22 protein-coding genes and 2 riboswitches are annotated in these 23,210 nt (G+C 38.0%); of the genes, 21 read left to right on the plus strand and 1 reads right to left on the minus strand.

The window, feature by feature from the left end:
* The first annotated feature begins 7 nt into the window (after window positions 1-7).
* The 9 genes from dprA to IGI97_RS07120 all read left to right on the plus strand — a co-directional run bounded on the left by dprA (window position 8) and on the right by IGI97_RS07120 (window position 10,111).
* Window positions 8-871, plus strand: a complete 864-nt coding sequence (gene dprA / locus IGI97_RS07080; RefSeq protein ID WP_002382350.1) for a DNA-processing protein DprA — start codon at window positions 8-10, stop codon at window positions 869-871.
* 90 nt (window positions 872-961) lie between these two features.
* Window positions 962-1,615, plus strand: a complete 654-nt coding sequence (locus IGI97_RS07085; protein ID WP_438738287.1) for a CPBP family intramembrane glutamic endopeptidase — start codon at window positions 962-964, stop codon at window positions 1,613-1,615.
* Between the two features lie 184 nt (window positions 1,616-1,799).
* The gene (gene topA, locus IGI97_RS07090) at window positions 1,800-3,878 is read left to right on the plus strand and encodes a type I DNA topoisomerase (protein WP_002357484.1); all 2,079 of its coding nucleotides are present in this window, start codon (window positions 1,800-1,802) and stop codon (window positions 3,876-3,878) included.
* A 107-nt stretch (window positions 3,879-3,985) separates the two neighbouring features.
* Complete coding sequence (trmFO, locus tag IGI97_RS07095) at window positions 3,986-5,293, plus strand: FADH(2)-oxidizing methylenetetrahydrofolate--tRNA-(uracil(54)-C(5))-methyltransferase TrmFO (RefSeq protein ID WP_002357486.1); 1,308 nt, start codon at window positions 3,986-3,988, stop codon at window positions 5,291-5,293.
* Between the two features lie 211 nt (window positions 5,294-5,504).
* On the plus strand, window positions 5,505-6,404 hold the full coding sequence (gene xerC, locus IGI97_RS07100; RefSeq protein ID WP_002357488.1) for a tyrosine recombinase XerC: 900 nt from the start codon (window positions 5,505-5,507) through the stop codon (window positions 6,402-6,404).
* Between the two features lie 28 nt (window positions 6,405-6,432).
* Window positions 6,433-6,981: an HslVU peptidase proteolytic subunit gene (hslV, locus tag IGI97_RS07105; RefSeq protein WP_002357489.1), complete on the plus strand. Its 549-nt coding sequence runs from the start codon at window positions 6,433-6,435 to the stop codon at window positions 6,979-6,981.
* Window positions 6,982-6,995: 14 nt separating this feature from the next.
* The gene (gene hslU, locus IGI97_RS07110) at window positions 6,996-8,399 is read left to right on the plus strand and encodes an ATP-dependent protease ATPase subunit HslU (RefSeq protein WP_002366731.1); all 1,404 of its coding nucleotides are present in this window, start codon (window positions 6,996-6,998) and stop codon (window positions 8,397-8,399) included.
* A gap of 20 nt (window positions 8,400-8,419) precedes the next feature.
* Entirely contained in the window at window positions 8,420-9,202 is a 783-nt protein-coding gene (codY, locus tag IGI97_RS07115; protein WP_002357492.1) for a GTP-sensing pleiotropic transcriptional regulator CodY, read from the plus strand.
* A 33-nt stretch (window positions 9,203-9,235) separates the two neighbouring features.
* A complete protein-coding gene (locus IGI97_RS07120; protein ID WP_010823702.1) occupies window positions 9,236-10,111 on the plus strand; it encodes an aldose 1-epimerase family protein in 876 nt (291 codons plus the stop codon).
* Between the two features lie 41 nt (window positions 10,112-10,152).
* Here the strand turns inward: IGI97_RS07120 and plsY are convergent, their stop codons facing one another.
* Window positions 10,153-10,782, minus strand: coding sequence for a glycerol-3-phosphate 1-O-acyltransferase PlsY (gene plsY / locus IGI97_RS07125; protein WP_002360243.1), 630 nt, complete (start codon window positions 10,780-10,782; stop codon window positions 10,153-10,155).
* Window positions 10,783-10,987: 205 nt separating this feature from the next.
* A riboswitch (cobalamin riboswitch) is annotated at window positions 10,988-11,147 on the plus strand.
* Window positions 11,148-11,265: 118 nt separating this feature from the next.
* Between plsY and IGI97_RS07130 the strand changes: the two genes are divergently transcribed.
* The 12 genes from IGI97_RS07130 to eutC all read left to right on the plus strand — a co-directional run bounded on the left by IGI97_RS07130 (window position 11,266) and on the right by eutC (window position 23,205).
* A complete protein-coding gene (locus IGI97_RS07130) occupies window positions 11,266-12,294 on the plus strand; it encodes an ABC transporter substrate-binding protein (RefSeq protein WP_438738289.1) in 1,029 nt (342 codons plus the stop codon).
* Window positions 12,287-13,294, plus strand: coding sequence for a FecCD family ABC transporter permease (locus IGI97_RS07135; RefSeq protein WP_438738291.1), 1,008 nt, complete (start codon window positions 12,287-12,289; stop codon window positions 13,292-13,294). Before IGI97_RS07130 ends, IGI97_RS07135 begins: the two co-directional genes overlap by 8 nt.
* Entirely contained in the window at window positions 13,291-14,058 is a 768-nt protein-coding gene (locus tag IGI97_RS07140) for an ABC transporter ATP-binding protein (RefSeq protein ID WP_002357498.1), read from the plus strand. The genes IGI97_RS07135 and IGI97_RS07140 overlap by 4 nt, the downstream gene beginning before the upstream one ends.
* 141 nt (window positions 14,059-14,199) lie before the next feature.
* Window positions 14,200-14,643 carry a EutP/PduV family microcompartment system protein gene (locus IGI97_RS07145; RefSeq protein WP_002363995.1) on the plus strand — a complete coding sequence of 148 codons (444 nt, stop codon included), beginning with the start codon at window positions 14,200-14,202 and terminating at the stop codon, window positions 14,641-14,643.
* On the plus strand, window positions 14,640-15,221 hold the full coding sequence (locus tag IGI97_RS07150) for a cob(I)yrinic acid a,c-diamide adenosyltransferase (RefSeq protein ID WP_002369359.1): 582 nt from the start codon (window positions 14,640-14,642) through the stop codon (window positions 15,219-15,221). Before IGI97_RS07145 ends, IGI97_RS07150 begins: the two co-directional genes overlap by 4 nt.
* A 44-nt stretch (window positions 15,222-15,265) precedes the next feature.
* Window positions 15,266-15,415: riboswitch (adenosylcobalamin (AdoCbl) riboswitch) on the plus strand.
* A 292-nt stretch (window positions 15,416-15,707) separates the two neighbouring features.
* Entirely contained in the window at window positions 15,708-16,838 is a 1,131-nt protein-coding gene (locus IGI97_RS07155; protein ID WP_033594744.1) for a 1-propanol dehydrogenase PduQ, read from the plus strand.
* A gap of 159 nt (window positions 16,839-16,997) precedes the next feature.
* Entirely contained in the window at window positions 16,998-17,345 is a 348-nt protein-coding gene (eutS, locus tag IGI97_RS07160) for an ethanolamine utilization microcompartment protein EutS (RefSeq protein WP_002345864.1), read from the plus strand.
* 27 nt (window positions 17,346-17,372) lie between these two features.
* Window positions 17,373-17,945: an ANTAR domain-containing response regulator gene (locus tag IGI97_RS07165; RefSeq protein ID WP_002357503.1), complete on the plus strand. Its 573-nt coding sequence runs from the start codon at window positions 17,373-17,375 to the stop codon at window positions 17,943-17,945.
* A complete protein-coding gene (locus IGI97_RS07170) occupies window positions 17,946-19,379 on the plus strand; it encodes a sensor histidine kinase (RefSeq protein ID WP_002357504.1) in 1,434 nt (477 codons plus the stop codon).
* Between the two features lie 66 nt (window positions 19,380-19,445).
* Entirely contained in the window at window positions 19,446-20,894 is a 1,449-nt protein-coding gene (eutA, locus tag IGI97_RS07175) for an ethanolamine ammonia-lyase reactivating factor EutA (protein ID WP_085444250.1), read from the plus strand.
* 17 nt (window positions 20,895-20,911) lie between these two features.
* On the plus strand, window positions 20,912-22,276 hold the full coding sequence (locus tag IGI97_RS07180) for an ethanolamine ammonia-lyase subunit EutB (protein ID WP_002357506.1): 1,365 nt from the start codon (window positions 20,912-20,914) through the stop codon (window positions 22,274-22,276).
* Between the two features lie 17 nt (window positions 22,277-22,293).
* Window positions 22,294-23,205 carry an ethanolamine ammonia-lyase subunit EutC gene (eutC, locus tag IGI97_RS07185; RefSeq protein WP_002363986.1) on the plus strand — a complete coding sequence of 304 codons (912 nt, stop codon included), beginning with the start codon at window positions 22,294-22,296 and terminating at the stop codon, window positions 23,203-23,205.
* The last annotated feature ends 5 nt before the right edge of the window (window positions 23,206-23,210 follow it).

The following is a 23,210-nucleotide window of genomic DNA, read 5'->3' on the forward strand; positions in this document are numbered from 1 at the left end:
TTTTTTGTTGGAAATTTTACAACGACAATTATTATTTAAATTAGCGGTATGCCAAGGAATTGGCAATTTAGGGATCTTAAAAGTGTTACAAGAAGCTATCGCACAAAAGCGTGTTGATTTTTCCAGTACAGAAATTATTAGAATTGCTGAAATCAAGAAATATCGTGAATTATTTGAACAATCTTGGTTACACCATACGATTCATAGTGAAGCGTTATATATACGACAATGCCAACACCAATTTATGACAATTTTAGATGCCGTCTATCCTAAATTATTACGAGAAATTTATAATCCACCAGCAATTCTTTTTTATAGAGGAAATTTACAATTGTTAAGTAGAAGGAAAATTGGCATCGTCGGCGCTCGCTATGCCACTTCGTATGGGTTAAGAGTGACTGAAGCTCTGGTTCCTAAAATAGTCAAAGAAGGATTCACAATCGTCAGTGGTCTTGCCAAAGGCATTGATAGTCGTAGCCATGAGATGGCCATCCAGAACGGGGGTCAGACAATTGGAATTTTAGGCACTGGATTAGATGTATATTATCCGTATGAAAAGAAAGAATTACAGCAAACTATGAAGCAGAATCAGCTTGTTTTAACAGAATATGTGAATGGGAGTGGGCCGAAAAAATATCATTTTCCTGCACGTAATCGCATTATTGCTGGATTATCTTTAGGGGTCTGCGTGATGGAAGCTCGTAAGAATAGTGGCTCTTTAATTACTGCACAAGCAGCGATGGATTACGGGCGCGAGGTATTTGCCGTACCGGGAAGTATTTTCCAGTCTTTTTCAACAGGCTGCCATGAATTGATTCAGGACGGCGCTAAATGTGTTCAGACAATTGATGATATTTGTGAAGAATTGTGACTTTTACTAATTGTGAATTGACAACCTACGTTCACTTCGGTACTATTTAATCAGATTTTAATCTTTTGGTTGGTAGTTAGGAGTGTCTAAATGGAAACGGTTGTTAGAAAAAGATGGTTGTTTGGTATGCAGCTACTGGGCTTTTTGATTTTGGATCAAATTCCTTTGATGATGGTCTCAGTTGTTCAATTTTCTACAGAAAACTTTTGGTTTCGCTTTGTTAGTGGATTAGTGGCTGTTGGACTTGGTGCCTATTTCGTCTATCTATTTGTTGCTTTTTTGAAAAAGAAAAAGCTCATAACTTGGACTTTTTTAGGAATCAAAGAAACCTTGCCAGTGGTCTTGTTAGGTTTGATGATAATCTTTTGTGTGGGAATATTTGGTGATTTCTTATTACGTCTGGAAGGATTAGAGACGACCTCTAACCAACAAAGTGTTGAAGAAATTGTCCAATCTATTCCTAAAGGGCTTATACTTATTTTTGCAGGTGTGATTGGGCCAATTTTCGAAGAGGGAATTTTTCGTGTCGGCATTCAAGCGTTTTTCAAGCCAGCTTCAAAAATAGGCATACTCGTTTCTTCTATTTTATTTGCACTTGTGCACACGCCGACAGATATAGGTAGTTTTGTTATTTATTGGGGCATGGGTTTAGCTTTAAGTTGGGTCTATCTACGCACGGGTCGCTTTGAAGCTGCTGTCTTGACTCATTTTGTTTGGAATGTTATAGGTATTTTAATGCTTTAGGATAAAATCTATAAATCATAGGCATTTTTTATTTATAAATTCGGACAGTCAAACAGAAATGACAGAAATGTTAGAAAGCCTAGTCTTGACAAACCTGTTCTATATAGCATATGATGTATTACGATTTGTGCGTTTTTTACATATATTATATAGTAGGAAAGCGAACGCGAAAGGAGCTAATTGAATGGCCTATAAGTATCTCGTGATTGTAGAATCACCTGCCAAAGCCAAAACAATTGAAAAATATCTAGGAAGAAACTACAAGGTGGTTGCCAGTGTTGGTCACATTCGCGATTTACCAAAAAGTAAAATGGGGATTGATATTGAAAATAATTATGAACCTCATTATATTTCGATTCGCGGAAAAGGCGATGTCATCAAAAGTTTAAAAGCGGCTGCAAAAAAAGCTGAAAAAGTCTATCTCGCAGCCGATCCGGACCGAGAAGGTGAAGCAATTGCTTGGCATTTAGCTTATCTTCTTGGCCTTGATTTAAAAGATAAAAACCGCGTGGTATTCAACGAGATCACTAAAGAAGCGGTAAAAGCGGCATTTAAAGAACCTAGAACCATCAACGTTGATTTAGTTGATGCACAACAAGCACGGCGCATTTTAGACCGTTTAGTTGGATACTCGATTAGTCCTATTTTATGGCGTAAAGTCAAAAAAGGTTTGAGTGCTGGCCGTGTGCAATCTGTTGCTTTAAAAATGATTATTGATCGAGAAAATGAAATTCGAGAATTTAAACCTGAAGAATATTGGAGCATTGATGGGAATTTCCAAAAAGGTCGCAAGAAATTCAAAGCAAATTTCTGGGGCGTAGATGGTAAAAAGAAAAAATTACCAAATGCAGAAGCGGTGAAAGAAATCACTTCTCGAATTGACGGTAAAGATTACGATGTTACAAAAGTTGAGAAAAAAGAACGGAAACGTAATCCTGCATTACCTTTTACAACCAGTAGTTTACAACAAGAAGCGGCACGTAAATTAAATTTCCGTACCCGTAAAACCATGATGGTTGCGCAACAATTGTATGAGGGAATTGCTTTAGGGAAACAAGGCACTGTGGGGCTGATTACCTACATGCGTACAGACTCAACCAGAATTGCTGATTCCGCCAAAGCAGAAGCTGCTGAATTCATTGAAAAGACCTACGGAGATGAGTTTTCAGCACATGGCGGCCGCAAAGCAAAAAATACGCAAGGTGCACAAGATGCCCATGAAGCGGTTCGTCCGTCAAGCGTTTTAAGAACACCCGATGAAATGAAGAAGTATTTAGATAAAGACCAATTAAAATTATATACTCTTATTTGGTCGCGCTTTGTAGCTAGTCAAATGACACCAGCGATTTTAGATACCATGAAGGTCACGCTTCAACAAAACGGCGTAACGTTTATTGCCAATGGCTCCAAAGTGAAGTTTAAAGGGTTTATGCAGGTATATGTTGAAGGTCGCGATGATGGTAAAGAAGACAAGGAAAATATTTTACCTGAATTAGTGGAAGGTGACGTTGTTAAATCGGTCGATATCGAACCGAAACAACACTTTACTCAACCACCGGCTCGTTTTAGTGAAGCCACGTTAATCCGGACTTTAGAAGAAAACGGTGTGGGCCGACCATCAACGTATGCGCCAACATTAGAAACAATTCAACGGCGTTATTACGTGAAGCTAACCAATAAACGGTTTGAACCAACGGAATTAGGTGAAATTGTGAATTCTCTAGTTTCAGAGTTTTTCCCACAAATTGTCGATACACATTTTACAGCGACAATGGAAACGGACCTAGATAAAGTCGGTGAAGGCCAAGAAAAATGGGTTGAAGTTGTCGATCGCTTCTACAAGCCCTTCGAAAAAGAATTAACAAATGCCGAAGAAAAAATTGAAAAAATCCAAATTAAAGATGAACCAGCAGGCTTTGACTGCGAACTATGTGGACATCCAATGGTGATTAAGCTGGGTCGCTACGGAAAATTTTATGCATGTAGTAATTTCCCAGATTGTCGGAATACAAAAGCGATCGTTAAAGAAATTGGCGTGACGTGTCCTGTGTGTCACGAAGGACAAGTTATCGAACGCAAATCAAAGAAAAATCGGATTTTCTATGGCTGTAGTCGGTACCCAGAGTGTGACTTCACTTCTTGGGACAAACCAGTAGGCCGACCATGTCCAAAATGTGGGCAATATTTAGTAGAGAAAAAAGTTAAAGGCGGCAAACAAGTCGTTTGTATCAATGGCGATTATGAAGAAAACGTCCAAAAATAAGAAAAATTGAGACCGAAGAATTTACTTCGGTCTTCTCTTTTAGTAAAATGAATTGAGTTTGTAAGAGACAGCTCTTAACTTCTTGACATAGAAAGGAAATTTTATACATGACAAAAAAAGTCACAATTATTGGTGCCGGTTTAGCCGGAAGTGAAGCGGCATGGCAAGTGGCCAATGCTGGGGTACCAGTTGATTTATATGAAATGCGCCCTGTCAAAAAGACACCAGCGCATCAAACAGAAAATTTTGCAGAGTTAGTTTGTTCTAATTCATTACGTGGAAATAGTTTAACCAATGCGGTAGGTGTTTTGAAAGAAGAAATGCGCCGTTTAAATTCAATCATTATTGGTAGTGCAGATCAAACCGCTGTACCAGCTGGCGGCGCCTTAGCAGTTGACCGTGATTCTTTTTCTGAAACAATCACTGAAAAAATTAAAAGTCATCCATTAATTACAATCAAAAATGAAGAGATCACCGATATTCCGGAAGGGATTGTAATTATTGCAACGGGTCCTTTAACCTCTGAAAGCTTATCTCAAAAAATTCAAGAATTTAATGGTTCTGAAGGCTTTTATTTTTACGATGCAGCAGCACCAATTATTGATAAATCAACAATTGACATGGATAAAGTTTATTTAAAATCTCGTTATAACAAGGGGGAAGCGGCTTACTTAAATTGTCCGATGACTGAAGAAGAGTTCAATGCTTTTCATGAAGCGCTAGTCAATGCAGAAGTGGTTCCTTTACGCACGTTTGAAAAAGAGAAGTTTTTCGAAGGCTGTATGCCCATCGAAGTAATGGCGCAACGTGGCATTAAAACCATGTTGTTTGGCCCAATGAAACCTGTCGGACTAGAAGACCCTAAAACAGGTAAACGCCCTTATGCTGTAATTCAATTACGTCAAGACAATGCTGCAGCTTCTTTATACAATATTGTTGGTTTCCAAACGCATTTAAAATGGGGGGAACAAAAACGAGTATTCCGTATGATTCCGGGATTAGAAAATGCTGAATTTGTTCGCTATGGCGTCATGCACCGTAATAGTTTTATGAATTCTCCAGAGTTGCTAAAACCAACCTACCAATCAAAAAAACGTGACGATCTGTTTTTTGCTGGACAAATGACTGGTGTTGAAGGATATGTTGAAAGCGCGGCAAGTGGTTTACTCGCAGGTATTAACGCAGCTCGTCTTGCCAAAGGGGAAGAGCCGATTGAATTCCCTCGCGAAACGACTTTAGGAAGTATGGCTTATTATATTACACATGCAGAAGGCAAACATTTCCAACCAATGAATGCAAACTTTGGGCTTTTCCCAGAGTTACCTGAACGAATTCGTGACAAAAAAGAACGCTATGAAGCAATTGCTAATCGGGCCTTAGATGTCCAAGCTCAAGTTATCCAATCTTTAGACTAAATTAGAAAAAATATGAGAAAAGACCGAGAATCATTGCTAAGAAATGCGATGATACTCAGTCTTTTAATTTTTAGAAAAAAATAACAAAAGCTAAAGAATAGTTAAAATTGTGAACATATTTAGAAATATTGATTAAATTCTGACAACTTAATTGTCTTTTGAAAAAGGTTATGCTAAAGTTACTTTGTAATCGAATGAGGAGGGCTATCACATGGAAGAAAAGAATTGGCCTGAGTTATTTGCTCGTTATCTTATTGTCGAAAGAGGCTATTCAGAAAAAACAAAAAAAGCATATCAAGAAGATATACAACATTTTTTTTCGTTTTTAAAGACTTCAGGTAATGACAATTATTTGACTGTGGAACATTTGGATGTTCGGGCTTATTTGAGCGAATTATATGATCAGGAATATAGCCGCAATTCGATTAGTCGAAAAATTGCCAGTTTGCGTTCTTTTTATCAATTCTTATTAAAAAATGAAGCAATCCAAGAGAATCCTTTTTCCTATGTTCATATGAAAAAGAAACAGTTACGGTTGCCCCGTTTTTTTTATGAAAAAGAAATGGATGCATTATTTGAGAGCGCACAAGGGGAGCAACCGCTTGATTTGAGAAATCAAGCGTTGCTAGAAGTTCTGTATGGGACTGGCATTCGGGTCAGTGAATGTGCGAACTTAACGGTGGACGCAGTTGACTTTCAAGCTTCTGTTTTATTGGTTCACGGAAAAGGAAATAAAGATCGCTATGTGCCTTTTGGTTCATTTGCACAAGACGCCTTAAAGGATTACTTAGAGAATGGCCGCGCGCTATTAATGACAAAATATCAAAAAAAACATCCGTATGTCTTTGTTAATCATCATGGTGAACAAATCACGCCAACAGGGATTGAATACGTCTTAAACCAACTAATTAAAAAAAGTTCATTAAATGCGGAAATTCATCCCCACATGTTACGCCATACATTTGCGACACATTTATTAAATAATGGCGCCGATATGCGGACAGTTCAAGAATTATTAGGACATGCTAATTTATCAACAACTCAGATATATGCGCATGTGACAAAAGAAAGTTTACAAAAAAATTATCGAACGTTTCATCCTCGTGCATAATGGAGGGAAACGTCTAGGAGGAACAATAATGGTTGAATCACAATTTCACTCTACAACAATTTGTGCAGTCGAAAAAGATGGAAAATTTGCAATGGCTGGTGATGGTCAAGTAACAATGGGCGAATCTGTCGTTATGAAAGGTACGGCCAAAAAAGTGCGCCGTATTTACAATGATGAAGTCGTTGTCGGTTTTGCAGGGAGTGTGGCAGATGCCTTTACATTAGAAGAAAAGTTTGAAGGAAAATTAAATGAATACAACGGAAACTTAACGAGAGCTGCGGTTGAGTTAGCCCAAGAGTGGCGTACACAACAGTCTATGCAAAAATTAGAAGCTATGCTGATTGTGATGAATAAGGAAGAAATGCTCTTAGTTTCAGGAACTGGGGAAGTCATTACACCAGACGATGGTATTTTAGCAATTGGTTCTGGCGGTAATTTTGCTTTGTCCGCTGCAAGAGCTATGAAAAACTTTGGTGATAAAGAAATGCCAGCGAAAGAGATTGCTAAAAATGCCTTAAATATTGCTGCAGATATCTGTGTATTTACGAATCATAATATCATTGTAGAAGAATTATAAGCGAGGGAAAATCCATGAATGAATTAAACAAAACACCAAAAGAAATAGTCAAAGAACTAGATCAATATATTGTTGGACAGCAAGCTGCCAAAAAATCAGTGGCGGTAGCTTTACGTAACCGCTATCGTCGCTTGCAATTAGAAGAAAATATGCAACAAGATATTACGCCTAAAAACTTACTAATGATTGGACCAACAGGTGTTGGTAAAACTGAGATTGCTCGTCGTCTCGCAAAAATTGTCAATGCGCCTTTTGTAAAAGTTGAAGCAACCAAATTTACAGAAGTAGGCTATGTCGGTCGGGATGTCGAATCAATGGTTCGGGATTTAGTAGAAAATGCGATCCAAATTGTTGAAAAACAACAATACAGTCGCGTGTACGCGCAAGCGTTGAAAAAGGCCAATCAACGTTTAGTCAAAGTATTAGTGCCTGGAATTAAAAAAGAACAAAAACAGGCTGGCGGTAATCAATTTGAACAAATGATGAACATGTTTAACATGGCTCAGCAACAGCAAGAAGCACAAGAAGAAGTAACGGAAGATATTCGAGCGAATCGCCGAACAATTTTGGAACAGCTGGAAAAAGGTCTATTAGATAATCGTGAAGTAACAATTGAAATTGAAGAACCGAAGAAAACGATGCCAGCTATGAACAATGGCCTAGAACAAATGGGCATCGACTTAAATGAAACGTTAGGCGCTCTGTCACCGAAGAAAAAAATCGAACGTACTGTAACGGTGAAAGAAGCACAAGAATTATTAGTGAAAGAAGAATCAGCAAAAATTGTCAATGATGCTGATATTCATAGTGAAGCGATTCGTTTAGCTGAATCAAGCGGAATTATTTTTATCGATGAGATTGATAAAATCACCTCTAAAAGCCAACAAAATTCGGGCGAAGTCTCTCGTGAAGGAGTACAAAGAGACATTTTGCCAATTGTTGAAGGCTCCCAAGTTAACACGAAGTATGGTCCTTTACAAACGGATCACATTTTATTTATCGCTTCAGGTGCTTTCCACTTGTCAAAACCAAGTGACTTGATTCCAGAATTACAAGGTCGCTTCCCAATTCGAGTTGAATTAGATGATTTAACGGCTGATGACTTCGTAAGTATCTTAACTGAGCCAAACAATGCTTTAATTAAACAATATGTAGCATTAATTGGCACAGAAAATGTTTCAGTCATCTTTACAAAAGAAGCAATTGAACGGTTAGCACACATCGCTTATGATGTAAACCGTGATACAGATAATATTGGGGCGCGTCGTTTACACACAATTTTAGAGCGTTTATTAGAAGATTTATTATATGAAGCACCAGATATGCAAATGGGTGAAATTACGATTACCGAAGCATATGTCAATGAAAAATTGAATGACATTGTTCAAAATGAAGATTTAAGTCGTTACATCTTATAAAAAAGGCTGGAGGAGAAAAGATGGCTACATTATTAGAAAAAACACGTCAAGTGAACGAGCTTTTGCAAAAAAACAATCTGTTTGACGTACAAGCAGAACTTCCGTACAACAAAATGGCAATGATTTTAGGGGATATTTTAGAAAGTAATGCGTATATTATTAGCAGTTCAGGGGATTTGTTGGGGTATACTGAAAAATTAGATGTTAATAATGCCCGTATCAAAAATATGTTTAAAGAGAAAAAATTTCCTCAAGGATACACCGAGGCCGTGGATATGCTCAAAGTAACCGAAGCCAATATTCCAATAGACAGTGATTTAACTGCATTTCCTTTTGAATCACGAGAGCTGTATCCGTTTGGGTTAACCACTATTGTGCCTTTGTACGGTGCTGGCAAACGCTTGGGTACGATTATTTTAGCGCGTGTTGAAAAATCCTTTAACGAGGATGATTTAGTGTTAGCTGAATATAGTGCGACCGTTGTCGGCATGCAAATTTTGTATCATCAATCCAGAACAATTGAAGCAGAAGTTCGCAGTGCGACTGCCGTGCAAATGGCCATCAACACTCTTTCCTATAGTGAATTAAAAGCCGTCCATGCCATTTTTGAAGCCTTAGATGGCGAAGAAGGTCGTTTAACTGCTTCAAGTATTGCAGATGAAATAGGCATTACTCGTTCCGTAATTGTGAATGCCTTAAGAAAATTAGAATCAGCTGGAATTATTGAATCACGTTCTCTTGGTATGAAAGGGACTTATTTAAAAGTGTTAAATCAACAATTTATTAAAGAGTTGGAAAAATAAGCAATTGCTCGTATCAACTAGGAGGACAACGCAATGACTGTACAAATTGAAAATGAATTTCTAATCGCAACATTTGCTGAAGAAGGAGCAGAATTAGTAAGTTTACAATCAAAAGAAACCGGCATTGAATATATTTGGCAAGGAAATCCTGAATTTTGGGCCCGCCATGCGCCCGTACTTTTTCCGATTGTCGGTCGTCTAAAAGAAGATACGTATATGTACCAAAATCAAGCGTATCATTTAACTCAACATGGTTTTGCTCGTGATCAAGTATTTGATGTGATTGAAAAAGGTGGAGAAGAAGTTTCTTTTTCACTAAAATCAACAAAAGAAACCAAGAAGAAGTATCCTTTTGATTTTGAACTAGTGATTACTTATACATTAGAACACCAAGAATTGACTGTAAACTACCAAGTAGAAAATACAGGGAAAGAAGAGATGTATTTTGGGATTGGTGGTCATCCAGCCTTTAATGTACCTTTAGAATCTTCACTAACGTTTGAAGATTATTATCTAAGTTTTTCACCTAAAAAATCACGGACACAAATTCCCTTAGCAGGCCCGTTTATTGATTTAGCGAATAAAACGCTAGCCCAAACGAATACCAGCTTTGACTTAACGCATCAATTATTTGAAAATGATGCAATGATTTTTGAAACAAAAGGTCAAACAGCGATTACGATTGCCACAGACGAAAGTGACCATCAAGTCACTTTGAGTTATCCAGAAATGCCTTTTGTGGGAATTTGGTCACCGACACCGAAAGAAGCGCCCTTTGTCTGTATCGAACCTTGGTGCGGGATTGCTGATGCTGTCGACACAACTGGCCAACTTGCTGAAAAATTTGGCATCAATAAGTTACCAGCTAACGAACTATTTAAAACACAGTATATGATTAGTGTAAAATAAAGAAAAAGGCTGTGAACATTATTTGTTCACAGCCTTTTTCTTTATTTTTTTGCACGTAAGCCAAAAGAAAGACGACTTTCTGTTCCATTTTTAATTCGCTGAATGTTTTCACGATGACGGACAAAGATAAAAGTAGTCAAAGCAATCGCAATCACGGTTAATAACCAGTTAAATGTTGGTAAAATAGCTGGGACAGTGAAAGGCAAAATAATAGTAGAAAGTGTAATTAGTACAGCGCTAATCATACTTGTTAAACTCACCATACTGGTTAGATACAGACAAATCACAAAAATAAGAGCAGAATAAATAAAAAATGTGGGGCTGTATGCTAATAACATGCCAGCGCTAGTGGCTACGGCTTTACCACCTTTGAAATTGGCAAAAATAGGGAAGGTATGCCCTAAAACAGCTGCTACCCCAAAGAAGAGTGGGTTCACGCCTTGTAAACCAAACAAATAGGGTAATGAAGTGGCTAACGTTCCTTTCAAGATATCCATTAATAATACCGTGATTCCGGCAGGTTTCCCTAAGACACGAAATGTATTGGTTGTTCCTGTATTCCCACTCCCAAATTGGCGTATATCTTTTTTAAAGAAAAGTTTACCAATCCAAACACCTGAGGGAATCGAACCTAATAAATAGGCAACAAGTAACAAAATGACGATTTTCATCAAGTTAACCTCTTTCTTATTCAAACTAGGATTTATTTTATCATGAATAGAAAAACGGAACAACGTCTAATAACTAAAACAAGAAAAGTTTTTCTTTTGCTTGAGGAAGCGTTGACAAATGGTTGATAACCGTTATAATAAATGTGTGTCATTAGACAAAGACGTCTAATCACTGGTTTGAAAATTAGTTATCAACGAAGATACAATATATATGTACTTATGAAGTGTCAGGGAAAGAGGTGCGAATCCTCTACAGACCTACCTACTGTATGGTGGATGAAACCAATAAGACCACAGATTATTCTGGAAGGATTGGGAGTAAGAAGAAGCTAAGTCAGGATACCGGCTTGATAAGTCTAATCATTCTTTTGTAGGAAAAAGAAGGGGCTTTGAAGATAACTGGCTGAGTATATCATTAGCATAGTTAAGTGACTGCTTTTTTTCTATTGGAGAAAAAAGTGGTTTTTTTGTATTGTTTTGACGTTGAGACAAAGGAGGTTCATTTCAGAAAATTTTCCCCAAAATAAAATAGACGAATGCGAGGATGAAAAAATGAAAAAATTTACTTTAACAATGATGACTTTAGGTTTAGTAGCAACACTTGGCTTAGCAGGGTGTGGTAAACAGGAAAAGAAAGCAACTACCTCTTCTGAAAAAACAGAAGTAACGTTACCAACCAAAGACCGTAGCGGCAAAGAAATTACTTTACCCAAAGAAGCAACCAAAATTATTTCTCTAGTGCCATCAACAACAGAAGTGATTGAAGACTTAGGTAAAACCGACCAATTAATCGCAGTTGATACTCAAAGTAGCACAATGATGACTGATTTAAAAAAATTACCACAAATGGATATGATGGCTGTCGATGCAGAAAAATTGATTGCCTTGAAACCGCAAATTGTTTATGTGAATGACATCAATTTAGCTAGTTCAGAAAGTGTTTGGAAACAAGTGGAAGATGCTGGAATTACAGTCGTTAATATCCCCACTAGTACAAGTATCAAAGCAATCAAAGAAGACGTCCAATTCATCGCGGATAGCTTATCCGAACATGAAAAAGGACAAAAGTTAATCAAAACAATGGATCAAGAAATCGACGAAGTAGCCAAAATTGGGAAAACTATTAAAAAACCAAAAACTGTTTTGTTTGAAGTGGCTGCCTTACCAGACATTTATAGTTTTGGTAATGGGACATTTTTAAATGAAATGATTGAAACAATTGGGGCAAAAAATGTTTTGGTAAATGAAAAAGGCTGGTTACCAGTGACAGAAGAAGCGGCCATTGCTGCAAAACCAGAAGTCATTTTAACCAATGTTAACTATATGAAAGATCCCGCCAAAGAAATTTTAGCTCGTAAAAACTGGGAAAACGTTCCTGCAGTTCAAAACAAAGAAGTTTTCGAAATTGATAACATGTCTAGCTCTTTACCAAATAACCACATTACCAAAGCATTAAAACAAATGGCAAAAGCTGTTTATCCAGAGGAATACAAGGATTTAAAAGATGAGTAAAAAAACGTGTCTCATACTGATGCTCTTGATCAGTATGAGCATGCTCTTTTTGGGTATTAAAATTGGAAGTGTTCAGATTTCGTTAACGGATTTGCTTCAAATTTTAGTGAAAAAGACGGTTTCAGAAGACGGGATTTTAGAGGGAATCATCTGGAATGTTCGGTTACCGCGTGTCGTGATGGCCTATCTCGTGGGCGCAGGCTTAGCAGTAAGTGGCACGGTGATGCAATCGCTCTTAGGTAATCCTTTAGCTTCTTCGTATACTTTGGGCGTATCAGCGGGAGCATCCTTAGGCGCTGCGTTAATCATGGTAACTGGAGTAACTGCTTCGATCTTAGGGGCATTTTTATTGCCTTTAACTGGTTTTATCTTTGGCTTAGCAACGGTCTTTTTAGTTTTGTTATTTACGCAAACAATGGATAGTCAAATGTCCAATCAAACAGTTGTTTTAGTAGGAATGATTATGACCTTGTTTGTCGGTGCTATTTTGACGTTGATTACAGCACTTTTCCAAGATTATTTGAAACAATTAGTCTTTTGGCAAATGGGTAGTTTTTCTGGCAGTAATTGGCAAAAAATTGCTATTTATTGTCCAATCTTGCTTGCCAGCAGTCTGTTTCTTTGGTTTGATGCCAACGCATTGGATGTTCTTGGCTTAGGAGAAGAACATGCGATGTTAGCGGGAGTAGAAGTCAAAACAGCAAAACTACGCATTATTCTTTTGGCTAGTTTATTAGCAGGAAGTGCGGTTTCATTTGTCGGTGTGATTGGTTTTGTTGATTTAATAGCACCACATATTGTCCGTCGCTATTTAGGGGCGACTCATCGCTGGCTGATTCCCGGTTCAGCAATCTTAGGTGGGACCATCATGGTAATAGGGGACACAATTGCCCGCACGATTTTATCACCAAGAGAAATTCCCATTGGGGCCGTAACAGCCTTGATTGGAGCGCCATTCTTCTTGTATATTTACTTTAAAAAAAGGGGCGTTGCTGCATGATTGAATTAAAAAAAACAGCTGTAACACTCCAACAAACCCCCATTTTAAAAGATATTTCCCTCGTTTTTCCGACAGGTAGTAAAACTTGTATTTTAGGTCCAAATGGTTGCGGTAAAACGACACTTTTAAAAACGATTGCCGGACTTGTCCCTTATAGTGGTTCTGTTTTAATTGATGGTCAAGAAGTTCATGGACAAAAGCGGAAGGAATTGGCAACGAAAGTAGCGATGATGAGTCAATTCACGACAGTTGCTTTTGATTATACGGTTTACGAAACAGTTTTGATGGGGGCGTATCGACAACAAGCACAACGTTTTTTACCCATTGTTTCTAAACAAGAAAAAGAACGAGTCCTTTATTATTTAGAACGCACGGGTTTATTGCCTTTAAAAGATAAAGTTGTCAATCAGCTTTCAGGAGGACAACAACAACGAGTATTTTTGGCTAAATTATTTGTACAAGATCCAGAAATTATTTTATTGGATGAACCCAATAATCATTTGGATATTCGGTATCAACAAGAATTGATTCAGCAGTTAAATGAGTGGAGTGCGCAAGAAGGGAAAACGTTAATCGGGGTGTTTCATGATATCCGTTTAGCGTTAACGCTAAGTGAAAAAATTGTGTTTATGAAGCAAGGGAAAGTGGCCGCGCAAGGTGATTTTCAAACGTTGGCTTCAAAAGAATTTTTACAAACGATTTTTGAAACAGATATTGTTTCCTATTTTCAGAAACAACATAAAGTTTGGGAAACTATTCAATAACTTTGACAAGTTTTTTGGAAACAGGTAAGATAAAGGCAAAGAATCAGAAACACAATGGCGTGTTTTAACAAATCGGCAAAGGGGCCCAAGACTAAGTACGTAATGGTACTTGCTTTGGGCTCCTTTTTTATGGAGGTAGCGATGAAACGAATCATTTTAATGGGAGCTATCGGTTGTGGCAAAACCACGTTATGTCAAGCTCTGCAAGGCAAAGAATTAATTTATGATAAAACACAGGCGGTGGAATTTCATACAGAAATGATTGATACACCAGGCGAGTTTATTTTGCATCGGCAATATTATAATGCATTAAACGTCACAGCGGCAGAAGCAGATGTGATCGGTTTGGTCCAAAGTGCTGTAGAAACACAACAAGTTTTTTCACCAGGATTTGGTAGTATTTTCCCGAAAGAAATCATTGGTATTTTAACCAAGATTGATTTAGCACAAGATTCTCAGCAGTTAGAGATTGTTCGGCAACAATTAAAAAGTGCGGGTGCAACAAGAATTTTTGAAATTTCTTCTGTTGAAAAAATTGGCTTGCAAGAATTAGTAGATTATTTAGAGGAGGATGAAGCAGAATGAAAATTTATACAAAAACTGGCGATAAGGGAATGACGAAATTAGTCGGCAGCTCAACCGTCGCTAAGGATTCTGATCGAGTTGAAAGTTATGGAACAATTGATGAATTGAATTCTTGGGTCGGCTATATTATCAGCCAACTTCCACAAGAAAATCAAGAAATTAAAGAAGAACTAGAAGCTTTACAACATTTACTTTTTGATGCGGGAACAGATTTGTCAACACCGATTGAAGCACAACGACCATTTAAATTACAAAAGGAAAGTGTGCATTGGCTAGAACAGCGGATTGATTTCTACACTGCACAATCACCAGATATTGATCGTTTTATTTTACCTGGCGGAACCTCAGCAGCCAGTATGGTTCATGTTGCTCGGACGATTGCACGGCGCGCAGAACGCATCATTGTGCGTTTAAATTGGACAGCCAAAATTAACGAAGAGGTATTAATTTTTACCAATCGTTTATCAGATTATTTTTATGCGTTGGCTCGCTATTTAAATGTTCAAGCACAACGAACTGATGTTTTTTATGAACGAAGCGAAAAGGTTTTCCATAAAATTAAAGAAGATGGATTGTAAACAGTTGCTTTTCTAAAAAACTTATGGTAAATTTCAGATAGATTAAACGAATATTTCATGAAAAATATGAATGGAAGCCAGTGAGAATCTGGCACGGTCCCGCCACTGTGAAGAAGCAAGGTTGCTTTTAAGTCAGGTCTTTTCATTTTTTCATTATTGGGCATGCTGTTTCGAGGCAAAACAGGATGTTTCTTAACAACGCTTGTGTTGAAAATCCAGCCCAAGATATTTGTATTAATCCAATTAATGGCACGAGGAAGTGCTTTTGGGAATTTTGGGCTGGTCTTTCAATGTTGAAGGAGATTTCAGGTACAATGACGTACTGCTATATTCCCTTTTTTTATTGACAATTAATTAAAGGCGTTGTACTCTATGGATAAGGTTTCGTGTACAATGGCGTATACATAAAGAAGCAAAGACGCTTCAGACAGATGATTTTTCGTTTGTTTGAAGTGTCTTTTTGTATTTTATTAAGGAGGAATTGAGATGAGAACAATTCATTTCCCTACCGAACTATGGGTAGGAGAAGGCGCATTAGCCAATTTGGAAACACTTCATGATAGACGTGTTTTCATTGTCACAGATCCATTCATGGTTGATTCTGGATTTGTGAATGAAGTGACAAAGCATTTAACAAAAAGTGAATGGCAAATTTTTAGTGACATCATCCCCGATCCACCAATTGATAAGATTGCTGCGGGAATTAAGCAGTTAGCGGCATTTCAAGGAGATACGATATTAGCTTTAGGTGGGGGATCCGCTATTGATGCGGCCAAAGCAATGAAATTTTTCGGCAAACGTACTTTGCAAACTCAGATTGCTGAGTTTATTGCGGTTCCTACAACTAGTGGGACTGGTTCAGAAGTTACGAATTTTTCAGTGATCACGGTTGCTGAAACTGGCACCAAAATCCCGCTTGTAACGGATGAAATTCAACCAGAAATTGCGATTTTAGATACAAATTTAGTGATGAGTGTGCCACCAAAAATCACAGCGGATACAGGAATGGACGTCTTAACGCATGTTATTGAAGCGTATGTTTCAACAGAAGCAAATCCGATTTCAGATGCGTTGTGCGAAAAAGTCGTTCGCCTGGTATTCGACAATTTAGAAATAGCCTTTAATGAGGGTAGCAACCAACAAGCCCGTGAAAATATGCATTTAGCTTCATGTATGGCAGGGATGGCGTTTAATGTTACTTCGTTAGGCTTGAATCACGGTATTGCTCATGCGGCCGGTGCGCGTTTACATGTGCCACATGGACGAATGAATGCAATGCTCTTACCTGAAGTCATTGCATATAACAGTGGCTTAGCGAATGGCAAAGTCACCAACGAACCAACAGCTAAACGTTATGCGCAGTTAGCAAATTGTCTAAATGATACACAGACAACCAATGCACGGATTGGTGTTCAACAATTTATTCGACAAATCAAGCAACTCCGTCAAAAATTAGACATGCCTGCCACTTTTAGTGATTATGGTTTACCAAAAGAAGAAGTCCAAGCTGCAATCCCAAAAATAGCTGAAGGCGCATTGATGGATGGCTGCACCAAAACAAATCCTGTCCAACCAACAGCAGCAGAAGTGACAAAAATTTTAAATTCTATCTTATAAGCGATTGACAGGATGAAATCGATAACATATAATGTGGGTAGCACAACGGCGTGCTTCAAAATTTAAGAGCAAAGAAGCTCCTTAGTAGAAAGCGAAAGTGGAACCTTTACGTTTTTTATTGAGGATTTTTTATTTGCTAAATTAAAGGAGCGAGTCTGGTTGGAAGAAAAACAACGAATGATTCAAGAATATGTTCCTGGGAAACAAGTAACGTTAGCGCACATCATTGCTAGTCCTAATAAAGAAATTTATACAAAATTAGGGTTGCCAGAAGGCACCAGCAATGCACTAGGTATTTTGACAATCACTCCGAGCGAAGCGGCAATTATCGCTGTTGATATTGCGACTAAAAGCGGAGATATCCAAATCGGTTTTATTGATCGTTTTTCTGGATCGGTAGTCATTTCTGGTGACGTAAGCTCAGTGGAAGCAGCCTTACAAGCGGTGATTGAAGGTTTACAACAGATTTTAAACTTTTCTGTAACTTGTAAAATTACCAGAACATAGCGTTGAAAGGACAAGGGCGTGAAGAAAATGGATGGACGAATTGTAATAGTCGATGATGAACCTATTACGAGACTCGATATTCGTGATATTGTGATAGAAGCAGGGTACGAAGTAGTCGGTGAAGCAGCTGATGGTTTTGAAGCAATTGAAGTATGTAAAAAAACACAACCTGACCTAGTATTAATGGACATTCAAATGCCAATTTTAGATGGTCTAAAAGCAGGTAAAAAAATTGTTCAAGACCAACTAGCCAGTAGTATTGTCTTTTTATCTGCATACAGTGACGTACAAAATACGGACAAGGCTAAAAAATTAGGCGCACTGGGTTATTTAGTTAAACCTCTAGATGAAAAATCATTAATACCTACAATTGAAATGAGCATTGAACGAGGCAAACAAACGCAGCTGTTACTAAATCAAATCGATAAATTAAGTTTAAAATTAGAAGAACGTAAAATTATCGAAAAAGCCAAAGGTATTCTTGTAAAAGAAAATCATATATCGGAAGAAGAAGCCTACCAAATGTTGCGTACGTTAAGTATGAACAAACGCGCACGTATGAGTGAAATTGCAGAATTGATTGTAATGGATGATGAATAAATGAAACGATTAGAGCAATTATGTCACCAATATACCAATCTTTCAGAATCAGACATTAAAGAATTACAACGTACAGCACGTTATCTTTCTTCGACGACACTCTATCAAAGTGCAGATGTTTTTATTGATGTATATAAGGAAATGTCACAGCAAGCACTAGTCGTTTATCATAAGCCGCCTGCGAAGACAACTTCTTTATATAGCGGAGATGTCGTCGGGATGGAAGCTTTATTAAAAAATGAACCTGGTGTTCTGCGTACCATGCAAACTAGCTTAAATAGCATTGGTTTGTTAGCAGTGACTCAGGAAAATCGTTTGATTAAGCAAAATATCTATCCCATTCGCAATGAACATCGAACGATTGGTGTCATTATTGTCGAGATTGCGGCAGATGAAGAGATTCAAGCGGACTTACAAAAAGAGGAGCTAAATAACTGCCAGTTAGCAAAAGTAGCGAAATCAACTAGTCAAGTCGACGCATTATTTATTGATCAATTGGCAGAAGCCGTTTTGATTTTTGATGCGGCGGGTCACTTATTAATTACCAATCACAATGCACAAGAGCTTTATCGCAAACTTGGTTATCGGGATAATATCATTGGAATGAGTTATGACAATTTGTCCATCGATTATACAACTTTTGAATATGTGTTGTATCAAATGAAATATAAAATGAGTAATCAACCAATTGAAAGCAAAACGACCTACCTTAATTATTATTTTAAGGTTCGGAAAGTGTGGTTGGCATCAGAGGAACAACTGATTATGATTATTCAAGACAATACAGAATTTAAAGAAAAAGAAGCGGAAATTATTTCCAAATCTGTTGCGATTCGTGAAATTCATCATCGTGTTAAAAATAACTTGCAATCGGTGGTTTCCTTATTGCGTATTCAAGAACGGCGAACGCAAAGCCCCGAAGCAAAGAAAGTCCTTCATGAAAGTGTCAATCGAATTATGGCGATTGCAGCCACCCATGAATTGCTGTCAAAACAAGTCAAAGATGACGTTGCTTTACGGCAAACATTGGAAGCAGTGATGTATAATTTTAGACATCTTTTTCAAGGCGCACAACCCATTGAGATGATGATGGATGTTGATCCAGCCATTATGGTTTCTAGCGAACAAATGGTTACCATTTCCCTTGTTGTCAACGAACTATTACAAAACATTTTTGATCATGCATTTGAGCCACAAACAAGTGGCGTTGTTAAACTTAGTGGAACATTAGATAATAAGATGATTACCATTACTGTTACAGATAATGGTAAAGGCTATGACGTTCATCAAAGTAACGAGACCAGTTTAGGTTTGATGATTGTCAAAAGCTACGTAAAAGATAAATTAAAAGGAAAAATTACAATTGAATCCAATAAACAGGGAACTAAAACCTGTTTCTATTTCGAACAGAACACCAGTGATGTTGTTCATTGATTAAGCAAAGGCGCTTAAAGAAAAGTAGAAAGAAATTTTCTAACGATTCTTTAAGTGCCTTTTTGTATGCAAAAGGAGGCGAGTCAGGCGATGTCGAAGGAAACACTTTTAACCGTAGGGATTGATTTAGGGACGTCTACAACCCAATTAGTCTTGTCAGAATTAACTGTTGAAAATTTTGCCTCTGCGTTTACAGTACCACGTATCAGCATTTCTGATAAAAAAGTCATTTACCGAAGTGACATTATCTTTACACCCTTACTTAACCAATCAGAAATTGATGCAGAACCTATCAAAGCGTTTGTAGCGGAGCAATATCGCCAAGCAGGCATTCATAAACAAGATATTCAAATGGGTGCGGTAATTATCACAGGTGAAACTGCTCGAAAAAGCAATGCCAACAATGTGCTACGAGCACTTAGTGGCTATGCAGGTGATTTTGTCGTTGCTACGGCTGGTCCTGATTTAGAAAGTATCATTGCTGGGAAAGGCGCTGGTGCTCAAACTTATTCTGAAACGAAACGCAAACCAGTGGTTAATTTAGACATTGGTGGGGGAACGACAAATTTAGCTGTCTTTAAAGATGGTGAAGTGATTGATACGGCTTGTTTTGACATTGGCGGACGCTTAATTAAATTAGATCAACAACAAAAAATCACCTATATAGCTCCGAAGATTCAAGAAATTATAAATAAAAAAGAGCTAACCTTGCACCTTGGTGACCAAGCCACCGAACAAAACTTACTGCCAATTATTTCGGAATTAGTTGCCGTGTTAGAAAATAGCATTGGCTTGGGGACACAAAGTCCGTTCTACCAGTTATTAGTAACTAACCATCCACTACGAAAAGGTGAGGAATTACCAATTGTAACATTTTCTGGTGGTGTGGCTGATTGCTTAAATACGACAAGTACGAATCTCTTTAAATATGGGGACATCGGCTTACTTTTAGGAAAATATCTGAGAAAGTCACTGATTTTTTCGGAAAAAGAAGTCTTAGAAAGCGCAGAAACAATCCGAGCGACGGTCGTCGGAGCAGGTTCACATACTGCTGAAATTAGCGGAAGCACGATTGCTTACCGTGAGCAAATTTTGCCGGTAAAAAATATCCCAATTCTAAAATTAGCGCAAGAGGATGAAACCCTTACTGTGACAGAATTAGGCCAGCGAATCCAAGAAAAACTCAATTGGCATCGTATTGAAGAAACACCCCAGATTGCCCTAGCAATTAGAGGCATGAGCAATCCAACATTTGCTGATATTCAACGCTATGGTCAAGGGATTGTGGAAGGATTAGCTAGTTTAGTTGCTGAACAAATTCCCATTATTGTTATGGTGGATGAAGACATGGCGAAAGCTTTAGGGCATGCCTTAAGTGCCCATCTGCCAAAAGACTATCCGTTTATCTGTCTTGATTCGGTCAAAGTAGAAAACGGTGATTATGTAGATATCGGTTTACCAGTGGCAGAAGGAGCCGTCCTTCCAGTCATTGTTAAGACCTTAGTATTTAATTAAAAAGGAGCGACACAAAGATGATTTTAAAAACCAAACTATTTGGCAAAGTCTATCAATTTACATCCGTTAAAGAAGTCTTAGCCAAAGCCAATGAAGAAAAGTCTGGCGACAAGTTAGCTGGCGTAGCTGCTAATTCAGCCGAAGAACGCGTGGCGGCGAAAGTCGTTTTATCAGAATTGTCCTTAAATGACTTGTTTAACAATCCCGTCGTTGATTATGACGAAGACGAAGTGACACGCATTATTATTGACCAAGTCAATATGCGAATTTTTGAAAGTATTAAACATTGGACAGTCGCAGAATTACGCGAATTTATCTTATCTTCGGAAACAACCGATTTTGATATCAAACGAATTTCCCGTGGACTCACTTCAGAAATGATTGCTGCTGTCTGTAAATTAATGTCCAACATGGATCTAATTGTTGGCGCAAAAAAAATCAATATTGAAAAAACCGCCAACACAACAATTGGTCGTCCCGGAACTTTTTCAAATCGTTTACAGCCGAACCATCCAACCGATAATGTCGATGGCATTATGGCTTCAGTTATGGAAGGTCTTTCTTATGGCGCCGGTGATGCGTTAATTGGTTTGAATCCTGTTGATGATTCTACAGAAAGTGTTAAACGGATCTTAAACAAATTTGAAGAGTTCCGCAGTGAATGGGAAATTCCAACACAAACTTGCGTGCTTGCTCACGTAACGACACAAATGGAAGCCATGCGTCAAGGCGCGCCAACTGGCTTAGTCTTTCAATCCATCGCTGGTTCAGAAAAAGGGAACACAGCATTTGGTTTAAATGCAGAAATTTTAGCTGAAGCACAAGATTTAGCGCTTCACAGTGGTCAAGCAGCTGGTCCTAATGTGATGTATTTTGAAACAGGTCAAGGCTCAGAACTTTCTTCTGAAGCAAACTTTGGCGCAGACCAAGTGACAATGGAAGCGCGTTGTTATGGCTTAGCCAAAAAATTTGATCCGTATATTGTAAATACCGTTGTCGGCTTTATTGGACCAGAATATCTTTACGATTCAAAACAAGTCATCCGCGCTGGTTTAGAAGATCATTTCATGGGCAAATTAACTGGAATTTCAATGGGCTGTGATGTCTGCTACACCAACCATATGAAAGCTGATCAAAATGATATGGAAAACTTAGCAATGTTATTAGCAACAGCTGGTTGTACGTATATCATGGGGATTCCTCATGGCGATGATGTCATGTTAAATTATCAAACAACTGGGTTCCATGAAACTGCGACGATTCGTGAAACATTAGGCTTACGTCCAATTAAAGAATTTGAAGAATGGATGGAAAAAATGGGCTTAATGGAAAACGGAAAATTAACAAGTCGCGCTGGCGATGCATCTGTATTTATTAAATAAACGAGGTGAGAATACAAATGAACGAAAAAGAATTAAAAGAAATGATTGCCGGAATTTTAACAGAAATGGTCGCTGACAATCAAGCGGTTTCGACTGCCACTGTGACTGCTGAAGAAAAACCAGTCACAACACACGTCACTGAAACGACAGAAATTGAAGAAGGCCTAATTCCTGACATTACTGAAGTAGATTTACGTAAACAATTACTATTGAAAAATGCCGTAGATCCTGAAGCACTATTAAAAATGAAAGCTTTCTCGCCAGCTCGTTTAGGCGTTGGTCGTGCAGGGACGCGTTATATGACTAGTTCAACATTACGTTTCCGAGCGGACCATGCGGCAGCACAAGATGCGGTCTTTTCAGACGTAAGCGAAGACTTGGTAAAAGAAATGAATTTTATTTCTACAAAAACAATCTGTAACAGTAAAGATGAATATTTAACACGTCCAGATTATGGTCGTCAATTTGATGAAGAAAATAGTGAAATCATTCGGAAAAATACGACACCAAAAGCTAAAATCCAAATGGTCGTAGGGGATGGCCTTAGTTCAGCTGCTATCGAAGCGAATATTAAAGAAGTCCTACCAGCAATTAAACAAGGATTAAACATGTACAACTTAGATTTCGACAATGTAGTTTTTGTTAAATATTGTCGTGTGCCAGCAATGGATAAAATTGGTGAAATCACTGACGCTGATGTTGTTTGCTTGCTAGTTGGCGAACGTCCTGGTTTAGTAACAGCTGAATCTATGAGTGCCTACATTGCTTACAAACCAACTGTCGGTATGCCAGAAGCACGACGGACAGTTATTTCAAATATTCACAAAGGTGGGACACCGGCTGTTGAAGCAGGGGCCTACATTGCCGAAATTATCAAAAAAATGTTAGACAAGAAAAAATCTGGTATTGATTTAAAAGAAGCTGAATAAAGGAG

Origin of the sequence: Enterococcus sp. DIV2419 (assembly GCF_051711865.1) — a bacterium.
Lineage (GTDB): Bacteria > Bacillota > Bacilli > Lactobacillales > Enterococcaceae > Enterococcus > Enterococcus faecalis.